We start from the raw sequence: 17,350 nt of genomic DNA, 5'->3' as shown, positions 1-17,350 counted from the left end.
GATGCGCAGATCATCGGGTTCATTTCAATTGAGGAAATCAGGAGAATTACGCCACTTCTGACGCCGCGCTATCTAACAGCGCCATCTCTTCGCTATTCAGCAGTTTTTCGATGTTCACCAGAATCAACATACGGTCGCCCAGTGCGCCCAATCCAGTGAGATATTCTGTTGAAAGCGTCACGGCAAATTCCGGTGCCGGACGAATTTGCTCCGCCGTCAATGAAAGCACGTCTGAAACGCCGTCAACCACGATGCCGACCACCCGTTGTCCGAGATTCAGTACGATAACTACCGTGTTGTCGTTATAGTCCACATCCACCTGGCTGAACTTAATTCGTAAGTCAACAATCGGCACAATAACGCCGCGCAGATTCGTGACGCCTTTGATAAACGCTGGCGTGTTTGCAATCCGTGTTACCTGATCGTAGCCACGGATCTCCTGCACTTTCAGAATATCAATACCGTACTCTTCATCACCAAGGGTAAATACCAGAAATTCCTGGCCTGACGGCTCGCTGGCCAGCTTTGTTACATTCGTCATACCGGTCATATTGTTACCTTTTTACTCATTCAGGCGGCGGTGTTCGCCATACGTTGTTCGCGGTTTATCGTCTGCAAGGCAGAAACATCAACAATCAGTGCCACGCTGCCGTCGCCGAGAATCGTTGCGGCGGATATTCCCGGGATTTTGCGATAGTTACTTTCCAGGTTTTTCACTACTACCTGGTGTTGACCAATTAATTGATCCACCAGCAAAGCGTAGCGGCGACCGCCACTTTGCAGGATCACCACAATTCCCTGAGTCGCTTCAGTTTTCGCGCCCGTGACGTTGAACACTTTCCACAGTTCGACGATGGGCAGATATTCACCACGTACTTCCAGTACCCGCTCGCCGCCCGCCAGTGGATGCAGATCGGCTTCACGGGGTTGCAGTGATTCCATGACGGCATTCAGCGGCAGAATGAAAACTTCATCTGCAACACGTACAGACATGCCATCGAGGATCGCCAGCGTCAGCGGCAGTAAAATGCGGATCGTAGTTCCTGCGCCCGGCGTCGATTTGATTTCGACATGACCGCCCATCTCCTGGATATTACGTTTGACCACATCCATACCGACACCGCGTCCGGAGACATCGGTAACCTGCTCTGCTGTAGAAAAACCAGGAGCAAATATCAGCATTGCCACTTCGTCATCTGTCATGTTGTCGCTGACGGTCAGACCTTGTGAAACAGCTTTTGCCAGAATCCGTTCACGGTTTAGCCCCGCGCCATCGTCGGTCACTTCGATGCAGATGTTGCCGCCCTGATGTTCAGCAGACAGAACCAAATTTCCGACGCGGTTTTTGCCTGCGGCGAGGCGTTTTTCCGGCAGTTCAATTCCGTGGTCGAGACTGTTGCGTACCAGATGGGTCAGCGGGTCAATAATGCGTTCTATCAGGCTCTTGTCGAGTTCAGTGGAACTGCCCACCAGCGTCAGTTCTACCTGTTTGCCGAGTTTTCCCGCCAGGTCACGTACCAGCCGGGGATAGCGACTAAAGACATATTCCATCGGCATCATGCGGATCGACATTACCGATTCCTGCAAATCACGGGCGTTACGTTGTAACTGCCCCATGCTGGTAATCAAATCACCATGATTAACCGGGTCCAGTTCGCTCGAACGCTGAGCCAGCATCGACTGGGTGATGACCAGTTCGCCGACAAGGTTAATCAGTTGATCAACCTTCTCTACAGCCACACGGATACTGGTGGATTCGCTGCCGCGCGGCGGTTTTTCCCGTTCTGTCCGTACAACTGGCGCTTCTGCGGCGGCAAGTTTAAGCACCGGTGGCGCAGATACTTTCGCCGTAGACTCAACGCTTTCAAAGGCAATCTGATCGGCCTCAATGACAAAACAAAGCACCGCAGTAATGTCGTCTTCCGCAATATCTCCCGCTAATGTCGCCGATAACGAATCGGCTCCTTTCACCACGTCAGTCAACGTTGTCAGATGTCCCAGCTCTTCTTCCAGCAGATCGATTTCTCCCGCTTTCAGGCGCGAAAGGATAATTCGTCGCGGCGATTGGCGGCTATTCTGACCATCTTGCGGTTCATTTTTGGCAACCACACTTAATCGGGTCACTGCGGATACCGTTTCGCCTTTCGCTTCTAATGCCAGTTGACGCAAGGCCTGGCAGATATAATCGAAGCTGGCGGCATCTGGCTCTTGTGACTGTTTATAAGCGTCGAGCTGTTCTTGCATGATGTCCTTCGTTTCCAAAAACAGATTGATAATGTCGGTATTAAGCTGCATCTCACCACGTCTGGCTTCATCGAGCAGGTTTTCCATCAGATGCGTGGTTTCCTGTAACACAGTAAAACCAAACGTTCCTGCCCCTCCTTTGATGGAATGAGCTGCACGAAAGATGGCATTCAACTGTTCGGCATCTGGCGCTTCTGGCTGCAAATTAAGCAGATGCTTCTCCATATCGGCTAACAGTTCGTCCGCCTCATCAAAAAATGTCTGATAAAAATCGCTTATATCCATGCTCACGCAGTCACCTCGGTTCGGCTGATGGCATTGTGGGAACACTGACCTGCGGTGCGCTCCCTGTTTTTTCCAGAACACTTACCGGCTCATTCTGGCTTTCAGCGTTTTCATGCAAAATAGCTTGTTCTGCTTGTCTGTTCAGAACCAGCAGGCTGATTCGACGGTTGACGGCATCATCAGGTCCACGATCGCTCAAACGCATGGTGGCTGCCATGCCGACAACGCGCAGAATTTTGCCATCAGCCAGACCGCCCACCATTAGCTCACGGCGCGACGCATTGGCGCGTTCGGCAGAAAGCTCCCAGTTGCTATAGCCTTGCTCACCATTGGCGTAAGGGAAATCATCGGTATGACCTGAGAGACTGATACGGTTAGGAATACCGTTCAGCACAGGCGCAATACTCCGCAGAATGTCACGCATATAGGGTTCGACGTCAGCACTGCCGGTTTTAAACATCGGGCGATTCTGGCTGTCGATAATCTGAATGCGTAAACCTTCCTGCACCAGATCGATTTTGAGATGTGGACGCAGCGCCCGTAGTTTCGGGTCTGATTCGATAAGCTGGTCGAGATCGCCCCGCAATTTCCGCAGCCGACTTTGCTCCATGCGTTTTTTCAGTTCTTCAATGTCCGGTTGCTTATTCACTTCTCCCTGGCTTTGGGTGTAATCATCACCCCCGCCAGGAATTGGGCTTTCACTATTAGAAATGCGATCACCGCCCGTTACTGCCGTCGCCAGCGGCGTGCGGAAATATTCTGCAATCTGAATCAGCTCTTTTGGGCTGGAGATGGAGATCAGCCACATCACCAGAAAAAAAGCCATCATCGCAGTCATAAAGTCAGCATAAGCAATCTTCCACGATCCATGCGCCGAGCCGTGACTTTTCGCTTTGCGTCGCTTGACGACAATAATTGGATGCGCGTGATTCTTCATGCTTCCTCAGTTGTCGTCTGCTGTTGCGGATTTTTCACTGCACGAACGTGCTCTTCCAGTTCGACGAACGACGGGCGCTCGCTGGAGTAGAGCGTTTTGCGACCAAATTCAACCGCAATTGGCGGTGCATAACCGTTGAGATTAGAAAGCAGTATGACTTTGACGCACTGCATCATTTTGCTGGTCTCTGCGCTTTTCTGGCGCAAAACACTTGCCAGCGGGGAAATAAATCCATAAGCCAATAAGATACCGAGGAAAGTCCCCACCATCGCATGAGCAATCAACGCCCCCAGTTCGGCGGCAGGTCGGTCAGCCGAACCGAGCGCGTGAACCACTCCCATCACAGCCGCGACAATACCAAATGCCGGGAGCGAGTCACCGACCAGCGCCAGACTGTTTGCCGGGACTTCCGCCTCGCTTTCGTGAGTCTCGATCTCTTCATCCATCAAAGCTTCGATTTCAAAGGTATTCATGTGACCACTAATAATCAGGCGCAGATAATCGACAATAAAATCAAGCATGACGGCATCAGCCATAATGCGAGGATAACTGGCGAAGATCTCGCTCTCGCGAGGATTTTCAATATCGCGCTCCAACGAAAACATGCCCATCTGGCGTGATTTCGCCATTAGCCGGTAAAGCAGCGCCAGCAGATCCATATACATTGCTTTGGTGTATTTGGAGCGGCGAAACAGTAACGGCAGCGCCTTAAGCGTGCCTTTGATGGCTTTACCGTTGTTGCCGACAATAAACGACCCAATACCTGCACCGGCAATAATCACCAGTTCAGCGGGTTGATAAAGTGCTCCAAGGCTTCCGCCGGTCATCAAATAACCGCCGAAAACTGTACCGAGAACAACCAGGTAACCTAATAAGATAAGCACGACATCATCCTTTCACTGTTGACCATGACAGGATGTTCAGTCGTCAGGCGTTAACTTACGGTCGGGGAAAAAAGCAGCGACAATCAGTTGCCGCTGCTGGAATGTTTCGCCATATCGCGTGAGTTAAACAGCCTGTACTCTCTGTTCATCCAGCAGTTGAGGGATAATATCGGCAGGGTCTTGAGAAAGTTTACGTCTTTTTACCGCTCGTGATGGCGGCTGACATAAGCTGCAGGCAAAGCTGCCAACAGGCTGATGGGCATGGGTGATAAAATTACCGCCGCAGCACTTGCAACTGGAAAGTTGTAGTAAACCACTTTCAACAAATCGCACCAGTGTCCAGGCGCGTGTCAACGCCAGCAGCGGCCCATCTTCGGCTTGCGGACACTGTTCGAGGTATAAACGATAGGCTTTGATTACTGCATCGACGCCGTTACATAACCCGGTTTTCAGCAAAAACTGCCATGCATTACAAAACATCGACGCATGAACATTTTGTTCCCAGGTCATAAACCAGTCGGTGGAGAATGGCAGCATACCTTTCGGCGGCGGACTTCCGCGCAGTTCTTTATAGAGTTTGATCAGGCGTCCGCGACTTAATTGTGTTTCACTTTCCAGCATCTGCAAACGAGCACCGAGGGTGATCAATTCCATTGCCAGCTGAATATCCCGGGCTTCCTGAACAATGCTTTTTTCACTCATTATCAGGCCCTTTTTTTACGCAGCACTTCTTCGGGCTGATTAACATCATTCAACAAACGTGTAGAGAGCATGATACCGGTATGAACTTGCTGGAGATCGTCAACGCGGGAATCCTGCGTCAACTGATTAATAGTCTGGTGGCTGTCAAAGCGGAAATGACAAATCAGTTGATTGGTTTCTGCCAGTTTAACCATTTGCGGAAGCGTCAGCGTCGCTAACGTTGTTGCCATTTCTTCATTAATACCGAGACGAAACATGGCGGACGCTTTGTCCTGAACGATCAGACGTTGTGCAAGAAGTAAATATGACAAATTGATGTCATAAATATGTTTCAGCAACTCGGAGGTATGCATTATTCCCATCCAGAATAACTAACTTTATTTTTATGCGGTATCACCGCACCCCGTGATGTCGCCGGGAAATCCCGGTAAAAAGTAAATAACCATGGAATAGTTGCGATCAACGAAAAAACACAAACATCGTAAGCGATGAAACAATCCCTTACAGAGAATAGTGTTTTTTACACTTAACTAAGATTTTTCCTAATTCGACGCAACTGTACTCGTCACCACTCACACATACAACGGAGCGACGCTGCGATTTTCGATAATGTGTGACTCAGATCACACAAAACACTCAATTACTTAACATTAATGTATAAGTCATACTTTTGTTTTGATGATATTTCATTCTGTTAAAAAGTTTTTCAGCGCCTCTGGCTTCAAAAATGAAGTAGAGGCATAAAATTATTATGTTGCGCACTGTTAATATAAATCACCGTAAATAACCATCTGTTATGTATGAAATAAATTTATTTATCCTCCATAACTTATTTTCAAACAGAGAGTTACATAACATGACCCAGTTCAAGTGAAAATAAAGCCGAGAACCCCTCAAATGTTATATAAATGTTTTTCAAACATTAACCATTTGTTTTATAAGGAAAATAGATAATTTTACTTCTTACAGCCATACTGGCGATCGCATAATAACATTGCGGCACTAATTAATTATTCTTACTAGTAACCAGCCTAATATTTACCTTTTTGACTGAGTTGTTATTGCATCAATGCCTCATTCAGAGTAAAGCTGTAATAACACCTGAAGTTCACAGAATAAGGAGCAGGTTATGAGCTATACCAATGTTCTTGTTGCTGTAGCTGTCTCGCCAGAAAGCCAGCAACTGTTGACAAAAGCGGTCTCTATCGCCCGTCCGGTTAATGGGCGCATAAGTTTGATCACTCTCGCTTCCGACCCGGAAATCTTCAATCAATTAGCCGCACCGATGCTTGAAGATTTACGCAGCGTGATGCATGAAGAAACACAAAACTTTCTTGATAAATTAATAAAGGATGCGGGATATCCGGTAGAAGAGACATTTATTGCTTACGGTGAGTTAAGCGAACATATTCTGGCAGTGTGCCGTAAGCATAAATTCGATTTGGTGATTTGCGGCAATCATAACCACAGTTTCTTTTCGCGAGCATCCTGCTCAGCGAAAAGTGTGATTGCCTCAAGCGAGGTCGATGTACTACTGGTTCCGCTTAAGGGAGATTAACTGCCATTACGCCAGTTTCGGAAAGGTAGCAACTTTATCGCGCTGCTGACTTTCCGCACTTCGCGGAACTATCTGCTTTAGGTCGCGAATAAAATACTCCTGCCAGTGATTAATGTCGTTTTTCACAATAACTTCCAGCATTTCTGCATGGCGGGAAATACGTTCCGCCAGCGACATCGTCAACGCCCGATTGAGCGCCGCCGCAACTTCATCACGATCGTAGGGGTTTACAATTAACGCCGACGTCAGTTCGTTTGCCGCTCCGGCAAATTGCGAAAGTACCAGTACGCCCGGATTGGCAGGATCCTGTGCGGCAACATACTCTTTCGCGACCAGGTTCATTCCGTCGCGCAGCGGCGTCACTAATCCAACATCAGAATAGCGGAAGATTTTCATCAGTAATTTACGATCAAAATGCTGATTCAGATAATAAAGCGGCGTCCAGCCTAATTGACCATATTTGCCGTTAATTCTCCCGGCTTCATTTTCCAACTGATGACGAATATCCTGATACGCTTGCACATCACCACGCGACGTTGGCGCAATCTGGGTATAGCGAATTTTACCGTGATGTTGCGGATAGTTTTCCAGCAACGCTTCATAGGCGAGAAAACGCTCCGGCAAACCTTTGGAATAATCCAGTCGTTCGACAGAAAAGATATTTTGTACGTTTTTCAGTTCCGCTTTTAGTTGCGCCAGTTTTGCCGGCAATGGTCCGGCAGCCTGTTTGGCTATCTCATCTGGTTCAATGCCAATGGGGTAAACTTCGGTTCGAAACGCTTTGCCCCAGGCCGTATGGATTTTTGAGCTACGCGTCGTAACGCGGGTCAGGTTAGAAAGGCAATCCAGGAACGCCAGGCGATCGTTCTCTGTCTGGAAACCCAGCAAATCATAATCACAAAGCTGTTCAAGCAAGGTGTCATACGTCGGCAGCGCATTGAATATTTCCGGCGTCGGGAAAGGAATATGCAGGAAGAAACCAATGCGATTATTCACCCCTCGTTTGCGTAATTCATGCGCAAATGGCAACAGGTGATAATCGTGAACCCAGATAATGTCATCGTCTTCTAGCAGCGGCAGTAATTTATCTGCCAGCAACGCATTTACGCGTAGATAGCCGTCCCAGGCAGGACGCTGAAATTGCACCAGATCGAGTCGATAATGAAATGCAGGCCAGAGAACGGCATTGGAGAATTGGTTGTAGTATTCGTCGAGATCCTGTTCGCTGAGGTTAAAAGAGGCCCAGGTAATATTTCCTTTTTTCACCTTTTTTAGCGGCTGATCCTCATTCCCCGTTTCGCCACTCCAGCCAAACCACAGTCCACCTGCAGCTTTCAGTGCACCCAGTATGCCGACAGCAAGGCCACCGGCACTGGCGGCGTGCTCGTCTGGTGGTGCAATCCGGTTAGATACTACGACTAAACGACTCATAGTCATCACTCCTGTTATTTTCTCTTTTTTGTTGTTGTAATGCGTTGGTTATCATTTCAAGCCAGCTCCAGACATCCGGCACGCCCGCCAGCCGCCATGATGCCTGAGTCGCTCCGGTGCCAATTTTCACTGACATTCCACCCAGTCGGTTAACGACCGCGAAGCCAGATTCATCGGTTAAATCATCGCCCAGAAAAACGGGCTTACGGCCGATAAAGGGAGCTTCCTGCATAAAGGCAGCAATCGCCTCCCCTTTACTGGTGTTTCCTGGTTTAATCTCGACGACACACTTTCCCTGCTGTAATGCCATTTGCGGCCAAATCTGGGTAATGCGTTGCGCTAATCTCAATAAGGCGTCTTCGTGCTGCGGCGCCTGACGATAGTGCAGCGCAAACGCCATCCCTTTCGCCTCCAGCTCCGCACCGGGATAGTGGCTGATTGCCGTATGCAGTTGAACACTAATATCGCGGGCAATCGCATCCGGCAGATGAACGATATGCGTTTTACCATTGATGTCACGGCGCTCCGCCCCATGCACACCCGCTAACGGGAAGCGATAAGGTTTTGCCAGTGCGTCAAGCTCGACCATTGAGCGCCCTGATATCAATGCCAATGCACCATCACTTGCGGCTGCCAGTAGCTGAAGTCCTTGCAGAATATTGTCAGGCACGACGACCTGATCGGGATGCGGTTTAATTTCCGCCAGCGTTCCATCGAGATCAAAAAACCAGGCATATTTCGCGGATAGTTCAGGGGGTTCGGTTAACGGTTCTGTCACCCGGTACTCCTCCTTATCTTTTTATAGTTCGCGCAGAACGCGCTTTACAGACATGTAAGTATAGACAGTGTGACGTAGCTCGCCATTTGCAAAAAAGAACAGCCAGCCGTTGTGGCGGCTGGCTGTGGAGGAAAAAAGGGCTAAATTTTTGCGGAAAAAAGCATCAAACAGTGCGTTTCGCTTTTTGCTTGTAACGGTCGAAGATCACCGCCGCCAGCAGGATTAAGCCACGAACCACGTACTGCGCGAAAGGAGAAATATTGAGCAGGTTCATAGCATTTTCTACAGTACCTAAAATTAAGATACCCGCCACCACATATGAGATTTTTCCGATGCCACCTTTCAGAGAAACGCCACCTAAAACGCAGGCTGAGATAACAATCAACTCATAGCCAATCGAGGTCATCGGCTGACCGCTGGTCATGCGCGAAGCCAGAACAATCCCGGCAATCGCCGATACCAGACCAGAGAGAACAAAGATAATGATTTTGGTGCGGACAACCGGTACACCTGCCAGACGCGCGGCCTCTTCGTTACCGCCAATCGCCAGCGTATTACGACCAAAGGTAGTTTTGTTCAGCAGCAAGCCAAAGATTATCAGGCAAGCGACAGTGAGCCAGATTGGCGCAGGCAGGCCGAACCAGTTGGCATAACCGAGAGCAAAGAAACTTTCATCTTCGATACCGACCGCTTTACCGTCGGAGATAATATACGCCAGACCACGGACAATCTGCATCGTCGCCAGCGTGGTAATCAAAGCGTTAATTTTAAGTTTGGCGATAACAAAACCATTCACCAGACCGCAGAGGACGCCCAGCAGCAAACCTGCCGCCACGCCTATCCACAGGCTTTCGGTCAGATTGATAACCACCGCCGTAGTAACACCTGCACAGGCAATTACCGAAGCAACAGAAAGGTCAAAGTCACCCGACGCGAGACAGAACAACATGCCGCACGCCACCATCCCCGACATGGAGATTGCCAGCCCCAGCCCTTTCATATTAATGAAGGTGGCAAAGTTCGGGACAAAAATGGCACAGGCGATAAACAGCACCGCAAACACCACCAGCATACCGTACTGATCCCAGATACGCCCGAAGCTGAATGACGACTTAGATGCACCAGAACCCGATGTAGAAACAGAAGACATCATACTCTCCTTACTCAGGCAACTGCCTGGCTGACTTTAGGCATAGCAAGGCTTAGTGCCTGACGCTCATCTGCCTGCTCGTGTAGCAATTCACCCGCGATTTCACCTTCACGCATGACGATAATACGGTCGGCAACGCCGAGGACTTCGGGCAGATCGCTGGAGGCAAACAGCACCGCCACGCCCTGCGCCGCCAGCGCATAAATCACGTTATATATTTCGTGCTTGGCTCCCACATCAATACCGCGCGTAGGTTCATCCAGCAAAATGACCTTCATCTCTTCCGATAACCAACGCCCCAGAATGGCTTTCTGCTGATTACCACCGGAGAGATTCATGATTAATTGCTCCGCTCCCGGCGTTTTGATATTGAGCGAACGAATATGGTGATCAGCATTATTCGCTTCCCAGCCGTTATTGATCACACAACCACCAAGCACATGTTTGCGACGGGCACTGATGTTGATATTGTCACGAACGGAATGCACCGGAATAATACCTTCCGCTTTGCGATCTTCCGGACAGAGCATCATGCCAGCGGCAATGGCGTGACCCGGCTTGCGAATATCAATCGGCTTTTGGTCGATATAAACCTGACCGGCGGTGATTTGCGTACCACCAAACATGCCTTTCATTAATTCGCTGCGTCCAGCCCCCACCAGACCAAACAGACCAACAATTTCACCACTGCGAACGGTCAGGCTTATTGGCGTACGCACGCCTGGCGCCTTAACTGCATCCAGGCGCAATCGCTCCTCACCATAGCTACGCGGTTGCCAGCCGTAGATATCGCCGATATCGCGACCGACCATCGCCTGTACCAGAACGTCGTGGTTAATCTGCTGCATATCGGTGAAAGTTTTGACGTAACGTCCATCTTTAAAGACGGTGATGGCATCGCTGAGAGCAAATATTTCTTCCATACGGTGAGAAACGTATAAGATCACCCGCCCCTCTTTTCGTAGCTCACGAATAACGCGGAAAAGATTGTCGATTTCACGGGCAGACAGGGAGCTGGTTGGCTCATCAAAGGCGATAATTTTGGCGTTACGCGCCAGAGCTTTGGCAATTTCAACCATCTGCCACTGACCAATGGAGAGATATTTCAGCGGCGTAGCCGGGTCAATATCCATACCCAGATGTTTGAGTTGTAAACCTGCTTCATAATTCAGCAGTGAACGATTTACAATGCCGCCTTTATGGGGAAGCTGGCCGAGATAAATATTTTCCGCGACGGTCATTTCCGGCACGAGATGCAGTTCCTGGTAAATAATCGCCACGCCCGCGTTAAGCGCAGTGGTCGTGTCGGAAAAGGACATTTCTTGTCCATTAATCACTACAGAACCCGTGGTTGGCGCATAGTTTCCGCTAAGGATTTTTAAGAGTGTTGATTTTCCTGCGCCATTTTCACCCATCAACGCATGAACCTGACCGGCATAGCAGTCAAAACTAATATCCGTCAACGCCTTAACGCCGGGGAAAGTTTTACCAATGCCGCGAAATGAGAGATACGGGGTAGACTGTTGCATAACGTCTCCGTGAATCACTGGTCTTTCACACCCCCTCTGCACAATAAAGGCAGAGGGGAATTTTTACGGCAGATTACTTACCGCCTAAACCTTTTTTCTCCAGTTCTTCTTTAAAGTTGTCGCGCGTAATCAGAACTACATCGGTAACTTCAGTGAATTTTGGTGGTTCTACGTCTTTCGCTACCCAGTTGTAGAGCATTTCGCTGGATTTATAGCCATGTACGTCCGGACTTGGCAGGAGTGAACCGTAGAAACCGGTAGCCTGCGCTTTGGACAGCTCACTCACCGCATCCACCCCATTGATACCGATACCAATGATGTCCGCCGCTTTAAAGCCCTGACCTTCCGTTGCTCGTACACCGCCCAGCACGGTGCTGTCGTTCATCCCGACAATCAACCAGTGTTTAACTTCAGGATGCTGAACCAGCATGGAGTTGGCGGCGTCAAATGCCCCAGGGATGTCGTTAGATTTGGTGGGAACCTGATATATTTGTTTTTCCGGGAATCCGGCGGCTTTCAGCGCGTCCATAGACCCCGTGGTACGGCGACGAGCGGTATCCAGTTCGTTGGCAGTAATCGCCATTACGGCACTTTCTTTTACGTCCCAACCACGTTTTTGCATCTCTTTATACAGTTCCTGGCCCTGACGCTCACCAATTTTGGTCGCCGCCATCATCACCAGCGGCACGGTATCCATCGGCTTACCCTTGGCATTTACAAACTGGTCATCCACGGCAATCACTTTCATACCATAGCCACGTGCTTTCGCCACAATTGCGGAACCCAGTTTCGGGTCTGGCGTACAAATGACAAACCCTTTCGCACCGCTGGCAGCCAGACTGTCGATGGCGTTCAGCGTCTTTTCGCCATCCGGCACGGCAATCTTAATAACGTCAAACCCTAAATCTTTCCCGGCTTTATCGGCAAACTTCCATTCGGTCTGGAACCACGGCTCTTCTGGTTGCTTTACCAGGAAACCGAGTTTCAGGTTTTCCGCCATAGCGGATTGTGACATAACGGCAGCCAGACCAATGGCTGCAAGAGCTTTAGTAAATTTGTGCATGGTTATCTCCAGCTTTAGCGTCATTTTGTGTAGGGCAAAAACTAAGAACTTTTGTTAATTCAATCGGAAAACAAAGCATTACCTTTAGCGAAAAGATAATTGACTGTGTTGGCATAGTTTTAGCGAGAAATTAATTCTCCATAGGAGAGCAATATCACATAGCAGAATTACAGTGAGAACGTGCATAAATTCAGCGAGAAATGACATACTGGAAACGGTAATTGTCTGACAAATCAAAAAGGCATTAGCAGAATAATCCATGACATTAGCCTGGAAATCCTTGTGGTATGCGTTGAGAGGCTGGGAGTGTCTTTTTTTAATCTAATTATTACCGGGTAAGAGGTTGTTCATTTACGCTGAATAGTGAAAGGAGGATGAAGTCTCTAATCCTTGCAACAATCAATTTCCACATTAATTATCACCCCCCTTATTAATTAAGGGTAACGCTATAATGAGAGCATCATCGCATAACTAAAAAAATATCTTAAAATATCAAAACATCATCATGTTATTAATAATTTATTTCAATATCAATGAGATATACCAACACAGCGCATTAGGAATTATTGCAAACTAATTGTTCTCATCAATGAAATGTAAAAAAATATAAATCTGGTGATTTAAGGATTTTCTTATATCCGTTCAGACGTTATGCTTATTTCAGATCATCGTCAGAATTGACTCCACGATCACATTTTGGACATGCAGAAAGGAATTATTCTGCAATCAGTAATTACGGTGTTTTGATTCATCTTGCACCTCACGTCTTCTGGATATAAGGATATTAGGTATGGCAACCACTGGAATGCTTCTCAAACTCAACACCCAAATGAACCGCGAGTTTTATGCATCCAATCTCTACCTTCACCTGAGCAAATGGTGTTCTGAACAAAGTCTGAATGGCACCGCTACTTTCCTTCGCGCCCAGGCACAAAGTAACGTGACGCAAATGATGCGCATGTTTAACTTTATGAAAAGTATCGGAGCAACTCCCATCGTTAAAGCTATCGATGTACCAGGAGAAAAGCTTAACTCCCTGGAAGAACTCTTCCAAAAGACGATGGAAGAATATGAGCAGCGTTCAAGCAAGCTGTCACAATTAGCCGATGAAGCTAAAGAATTGAATGATGATTCTACCGTCGATTTCCTGCGCGATCTGGAAAAAGAACAGCAGCACGATGGTCTGTTGTTGCAGACCATTCTTGATGAAGTACGCAGCGCGAAACTTGCCGGTATGTGCCCTGTCCAGACCGACCAGCATGTTCTTAATGTCGTATCGCATCAGATACATTAATCATGTTCGGCGCTTTAAAACATGCGCCGGATACAAATAATTTTGAGAAAGCCGCTGCTTCATACTTTGAAGCAGCGGTTTTTTTAATGGGATTCACCTTGCGGAGTAAATTTCAGTTCAATCAGCGCGATGGCTTTTTGGATAGCGCGCATCGTTACCGGATCGGCTGCGGCGGGATGGTTAGTAAAATCGATATTCTTCAACTGGCTGGACATTTTTTCACGCAACTCAACAGGTGCGATCACATCGAGTACGTCGAGAATTTGTTTGATTACCAACTGGCAAGCGACAACATCAGAGACCAGTTCCTGATCGGCATTCAGCGGCTGGGACATTGTAAACTCCTGATAGCTTTTTGAAAGCCGCTATAGTAGCGGCTTCCCCTCCACAGCGATAGTCACATCCGCCATCACCAGGGCACAAAAAAACCTGCCGAAGCAGGTTTTTTTGTTATCTGAACATATTGCCTGGCGGTACGTCTTTGAACGTCTTGCAATAGTTATCAAACATGCTTTTCAGGATTTTGCGTAGTTTCATCGAGGTACTCCGACCATTTGTTATGCAGGTGTTATCGTCTTTGCGCTTATAATATGACATCCATCGCAAAAATCAATCTTTATGTGATCTGCATCACATAAATACCCCTTTAATGTTATGAAATTGATAACCACAAAGTCCCCATAAAGCGCCTGACTTCTGGGAAAAGCAAGGAATAGCACCGATCCGTCGTCTTTTCTGTCCATAACCTGGTACTGCGCGCGGGTACAATACCAGTTTCTTCTCCCTCTTCAGGCCGTGACATGAAACATCTGATATTTATTTTTTCACTTTTAACATTAGCGGGCTGCACCGTAACTCGTCAGGCTCAATTGAGCGAAGTTAATGTCACGAGCGGTATTGTGCGCCTCGTTTATAATCAGGCATTTTTACAACACGCCCGTACTGACAGCTATCTTAATCAAAGAATAGCGGAACGCGCATGTCAGCACGCAGGGTTTACCCGCGCTATTGCGTTTGGGCAACCTGTAAGTAACTGTAGTCTGTTTGCGGGATCGTTATGCCTGAATACGGAATTTACGCTGTCGTATCAGTGCCAAAATTTAATGCCCTCGACTTATCAATAAAGACCTTAATCAGCGAGGGATGCTTCGCTGGTTAATTAATTCCACGAATAGCGTTAATGCGTTTTATTCCCATTCGTATTTTTAATAATTGAATTTAATATTTTACCTTTTGCAAATAATAAAATAACAAATTATAGTGGCGCCACAGCAACAAAAATAACCTTTATGGAGCACTATCATGCTGAAACCAGAAATGATTGAAAAACTCAATGAGCAGATGAACCTGGAACTGTACTCTTCACTGCTTTATCAGCAAATGAGCGCCTGGTGCAGCTATCATACCTTTGAAGGCGCGGCTGCGTTTCTCCGCCGACACGCCCAGGAAGAGATGACGCATATGCAGCGTCTGTTTGACTATCTGACCGATACCGGAAACTTACCGCGTATTAATACCGTTGAATCCCCGTTTGCTGAATATTCTTCACTTGATGAATTATTCCAGGAAACCTATAAGCATGAACAATTAATCACGCAGAAAATTAATGAACTGGCTCACGCTGCCATGACCAACCAGGATTACCCAACGTTTAATTTCCTGCAATGGTATGTTTCTGAGCAACATGAAGAAGAGAAATTGTTCAAATCGATTATTGATAAATTAAGTCTGGCCGGTAAAAGCGGCGAAGGTCTTTATTTCATCGATAAAGAACTTTCTACCCTCGACACGCAAAATTAATCTACTCTGGCGGCAGATTTACTGCCGCCGTTTCATATCAGTGGCGACAAATTTTACTTGTATCGGTTGAGAACCCTTCTTCACCGGGAATAAATTTACCTTTCGCCGCCAGAAACGCCACCAGTTCTCCCGCAGTCATCCCTTCCGCCGAGCAGGTATGAAAACGCGCCTGTTCACCAAAACGCGCTTTGATCGCCGCTTCCAGACTGGCGTGCGTATATTGCTCGCCTGATTCAATCATCATATTTAACACTTCATGACCGTGAATAGAGCTCATCGTTCCTCCTCAAAAAGGGCATAGCGTAGCGATAGCTGCTCATCAAGGCTTTGCGCCAGCGCAGTTCTGAATGCATTTTATTGCACATTTTTATTTACACTAAATGTAACGCCGATTTGACGAAAAATGTAGAATGCCTTAACCTGCGCCGCAGATATCACTCATAAAGATCGTCAGGACAGAAGAAAGCGTGAAAAACAGAACTCTGGGAAGTGTTTTTATCGTGGCAGGAACCACAATTGGCGCGGGTATGTTGGCAATGCCGCTGGCGGCAGCAGGCGTCGGTTTTAGTGTCACATTGACATTGTTAGTTGGTCTGTGGGCATTGATGTGTTACACCGCACTGCTATTGCTGGAGGTGTATCAGCATGTACCCGCAGATACCGGTCTGGGCACGCTGGCAAAACGCTATCTGGGGCATTATGGGCAGTGGCTGACAGGCTTCAGTATGATGTTTTTAATGTACGCCCTGACGGCGGCGTACATTAGCGGCGCCGGTGAATTGCTGGCCTCCAGCATCAGCGACTGGACGGGTATTCCAGTGTCGGCAACCACTGGCGTGTTGTTGTTCACTTTTGTTGCCGGTGGTGTGGTTTGTGTCGGGACGTCGCTGGTCGATTTATTTAACCGCTTTCTGTTCAGCGCCAAAATTATTTTTCTGGTGGTGATGCTGGTATTGCTGCTACCGCATATTCACAAAGTGAATCTTTTAACCCTGCCGCTACAACAAGGACTTGCGTTGTCGGCGATCCCGGTAATTTTTACGTCATTTGGCTTCCACGGTAGTGTACCGAGCATCGTCAGTTATATGGATGGCAACATTCGCAAGCTGCGCTGGGTATTTATTACCGGTAGTGCGATCCCTCTGGTGGCGTATATATTCTGGCAACTGGCGACGCTGGGCAGCATTGATTCCACAACCTTTATGGGATTGTTGGCTAATCATGCCGGGCTAAACGGGCTGTTACAGGCATTACGCGAAGTGGTGGCCTCACCGCATGTCGAACTGGCGGTGCATTTATTTGCTGACTTAGCCCTCGCAACGTCCTTCCTCGGCGTAGCATTAGGCTTATTTGATTATCTTGCGGATCTGTTTCAGCGTTCAAATAGCGTTGGCGGGAGAATGCAAACCGGGGCAATTACTTTTCTGCCACCGCTGGCATTTGCGCTGTTTTACCCACGTGGCTTTGTAATGGCGCTGGGTTACGCCGGTGTGGCGCTGGCTGTGCTGGCGTTGATTATCCCTTCCCTGTTGACCTGGCAGAGCAGAAAGCATAATCCACAAGCAGGTTATCGGGTGAAAGGCGGCCGTCCAGCGTTGATACTGGTGTTTCTCTGTGGTATTGGCGTGATTGGAGTGCAATTTTTGATTGCAGCAGGGTGGTTACCAGAAGTGGGGTGATCAAATAACCTCACAT

At 48.0% G+C, this 17,350-nt stretch carries 19 protein-coding genes; 5 read left to right on the top strand and 14 right to left on the bottom strand.

Features of this window, described 5'->3' with window-relative positions; genetic code table 11:
- Positions 1–46 precede the first annotated feature (46 nt).
- From cheW to flhD, 6 genes are all read right to left on the bottom strand, one after another.
- Positions 47–550 carry a chemotaxis protein CheW gene (gene cheW / locus LG381_RS13795; RefSeq protein ID WP_000147302.1) on the bottom strand — a complete coding sequence of 168 codons (504 nt, stop codon included), beginning with the start codon at positions 548–550 and terminating at the stop codon, positions 47–49.
- A 20-nt stretch (positions 551–570) separates the two neighbouring features.
- Complete coding sequence (gene cheA / locus LG381_RS13790) at positions 571–2,535, bottom strand: chemotaxis protein CheA (protein WP_225762546.1); 1,965 nt, start codon at positions 2,533–2,535, stop codon at positions 571–573.
- A 4-nt stretch (positions 2,536–2,539) separates the two neighbouring features.
- On the bottom strand, positions 2,540–3,466 hold the full coding sequence (motB, locus tag LG381_RS13785; protein WP_000788499.1) for a flagellar motor protein MotB: 927 nt from the start codon (positions 3,464–3,466) through the stop codon (positions 2,540–2,542).
- Positions 3,463–4,350: a flagellar motor stator protein MotA gene (gene motA / locus LG381_RS13780; RefSeq protein WP_000906346.1), complete on the bottom strand. Its 888-nt coding sequence runs from the start codon at positions 4,348–4,350 to the stop codon at positions 3,463–3,465. The genes motB and motA overlap by 4 nt, the downstream gene beginning before the upstream one ends.
- 123 nt (positions 4,351–4,473) lie before the next feature.
- On the bottom strand, positions 4,474–5,052 hold the full coding sequence (gene flhC / locus LG381_RS13775) for a flagellar transcriptional regulator FlhC (protein WP_001291590.1): 579 nt from the start codon (positions 5,050–5,052) through the stop codon (positions 4,474–4,476).
- A gap of 2 nt (positions 5,053–5,054) precedes the next feature.
- A complete protein-coding gene (flhD, locus tag LG381_RS13770; protein WP_001516558.1) occupies positions 5,055–5,405 on the bottom strand; it encodes a flagellar transcriptional regulator FlhD in 351 nt (116 codons plus the stop codon).
- A 776-nt stretch (positions 5,406–6,181) separates the two neighbouring features.
- Here flhD and uspC point away from each other — a divergent pair.
- Positions 6,182–6,610 (top strand): universal stress protein UspC, encoded by a 429-nt coding sequence (gene uspC / locus LG381_RS13765; protein ID WP_000122665.1) that lies wholly within the window; start codon positions 6,182–6,184, stop codon positions 6,608–6,610.
- Between the two features lie 6 nt (positions 6,611–6,616).
- On the opposite strand, the gene otsA is transcribed toward uspC, so the two are convergent.
- From otsA to araF, 5 genes are all read right to left on the bottom strand, one after another.
- The gene (gene otsA / locus LG381_RS13760; protein WP_225762545.1) at positions 6,617–8,041 is read right to left on the bottom strand and encodes an alpha,alpha-trehalose-phosphate synthase; all 1,425 of its coding nucleotides are present in this window, start codon (positions 8,039–8,041) and stop codon (positions 6,617–6,619) included.
- Positions 8,016–8,819: a trehalose-phosphatase gene (gene otsB / locus LG381_RS13755; RefSeq protein ID WP_000138759.1), complete on the bottom strand. Its 804-nt coding sequence runs from the start codon at positions 8,817–8,819 to the stop codon at positions 8,016–8,018. The genes otsA and otsB overlap by 26 nt, the downstream gene beginning before the upstream one ends.
- Positions 8,820–8,982: 163 nt before the next feature.
- Entirely contained in the window at positions 8,983–9,969 is a 987-nt protein-coding gene (araH, locus tag LG381_RS13750; protein WP_000100212.1) for an arabinose ABC transporter permease AraH, read from the bottom strand.
- 14 nt (positions 9,970–9,983) lie between these two features.
- Positions 9,984–11,498 carry an arabinose ABC transporter ATP-binding protein AraG gene (araG, locus tag LG381_RS13745; RefSeq protein ID WP_001187835.1) on the bottom strand — a complete coding sequence of 505 codons (1,515 nt, stop codon included), beginning with the start codon at positions 11,496–11,498 and terminating at the stop codon, positions 9,984–9,986.
- Between the two features lie 73 nt (positions 11,499–11,571).
- Entirely contained in the window at positions 11,572–12,561 is a 990-nt protein-coding gene (gene araF, locus LG381_RS13740; protein WP_000548667.1) for an arabinose ABC transporter substrate-binding protein AraF, read from the bottom strand.
- Positions 12,562–13,351: 790 nt separating this feature from the next.
- On the opposite strand from araF, the gene LG381_RS13735 reads away from it, so the two are divergent.
- Positions 13,352–13,855, top strand: a complete 504-nt coding sequence (locus LG381_RS13735) for a non-heme ferritin-like protein (RefSeq protein ID WP_000246122.1) — start codon at positions 13,352–13,354, stop codon at positions 13,853–13,855.
- A gap of 83 nt (positions 13,856–13,938) precedes the next feature.
- Here the strand turns inward: LG381_RS13735 and yecJ are convergent, their stop codons facing one another.
- Both yecJ and azuC read right to left on the bottom strand, forming a co-directional pair.
- The gene (gene yecJ, locus LG381_RS13730; RefSeq protein WP_000082114.1) at positions 13,939–14,190 is read right to left on the bottom strand and encodes a DUF2766 family protein YecJ; all 252 of its coding nucleotides are present in this window, start codon (positions 14,188–14,190) and stop codon (positions 13,939–13,941) included.
- 115 nt (positions 14,191–14,305) lie between these two features.
- On the bottom strand, positions 14,306–14,392 hold the full coding sequence (gene azuC, locus LG381_RS13725; protein ID WP_077629254.1) for a stress response protein AzuC: 87 nt from the start codon (positions 14,390–14,392) through the stop codon (positions 14,306–14,308).
- A gap of 263 nt (positions 14,393–14,655) precedes the next feature.
- On the opposite strand from azuC, the gene yecR reads away from it, so the two are divergent.
- Positions 14,656–14,979 (top strand): YecR family lipoprotein, encoded by a 324-nt coding sequence (gene yecR, locus LG381_RS13720; protein ID WP_000681392.1) that lies wholly within the window; start codon positions 14,656–14,658, stop codon positions 14,977–14,979.
- Positions 14,980–15,157: 178 nt separating this feature from the next.
- A complete protein-coding gene (ftnA, locus tag LG381_RS13715) occupies positions 15,158–15,655 on the top strand; it encodes a non-heme ferritin (RefSeq protein ID WP_000917208.1) in 498 nt (165 codons plus the stop codon).
- A gap of 37 nt (positions 15,656–15,692) precedes the next feature.
- On the opposite strand, the gene LG381_RS13710 is transcribed toward ftnA, so the two are convergent.
- Positions 15,693–15,932 carry a YecH family metal-binding protein gene (locus LG381_RS13710; RefSeq protein WP_000094895.1) on the bottom strand — a complete coding sequence of 80 codons (240 nt, stop codon included), beginning with the start codon at positions 15,930–15,932 and terminating at the stop codon, positions 15,693–15,695.
- Positions 15,933–16,122: 190 nt separating this feature from the next.
- Here LG381_RS13710 and tyrP point away from each other — a divergent pair, with 190 nt between their 5' ends.
- The gene (gene tyrP, locus LG381_RS13705) at positions 16,123–17,334 is read left to right on the top strand and encodes a tyrosine transporter TyrP (protein WP_000797587.1); all 1,212 of its coding nucleotides are present in this window, start codon (positions 16,123–16,125) and stop codon (positions 17,332–17,334) included.
- Positions 17,335–17,350: the final 16 nt, after the last annotated feature.

Source organism: Escherichia sp. Marseille-Q3837, assembly GCF_916618735.1.
GTDB lineage: Bacteria > Pseudomonadota > Gammaproteobacteria > Enterobacterales > Enterobacteriaceae > Escherichia > Escherichia ruysiae.
The sequence above is the reverse complement of the archived record's forward strand: the minus strand, read 5'-3'. Positions and strand labels throughout refer to the sequence as shown.